Origin of the sequence: Amycolatopsis nivea, assembly GCF_004522235.1 — a bacterium.
Classification (GTDB): Bacteria; Actinomycetota; Actinomycetes; order Mycobacteriales; family Pseudonocardiaceae; genus Amycolatopsis; species Amycolatopsis nivea.
In genome coordinates, this window is the sequence record NZ_SDLT01000130.1 from 1 (window position 1) to 347 (window position 347).

1 protein-coding gene is annotated in these 347 nt (G+C 65.1%); it reads left to right on the top strand.

The window, feature by feature from the left end; translation table 11 throughout:
• Positions 1-36: 36 nt before the first annotated feature.
• Positions 37-347 (top strand): DUF7927 domain-containing protein (locus tag EIZ44_RS44530; RefSeq protein WP_240691579.1); only part of this gene is annotated, 311 nt, incomplete at its 3' end.

Below are 347 nucleotides of genomic sequence, written 5' to 3' on the forward strand. Positions count from 1 at the left end.
ACCTACGGGAACGATGCCGCGGCTTCGATCGGCTCGGTGAGTTATGCAGCACCGCGGCTGACGTGGACCGGCGACCTCCCGGTGGGCAGTTCGGCGACGGTCACCTACAGCGTCACCGTGAACAATCCCGTCAAGGGTGATTTCAAGCTGGCGAACGTGGTCACGTCGGACACTCCCGGCGGGAACTGCCCGCCTGGATCCACCGATCCGCGTTGCGGCACCACGACGCCCGTCGCGGGCTTGGACATCACGAAGGTCGCGGACAAGAAGGATGTCAAGCCAGGGGACAAAGTCACCTACACGGTGACGGTGAAGAACACCGGCCAGACGCCCTTGCCCGGCGCGAC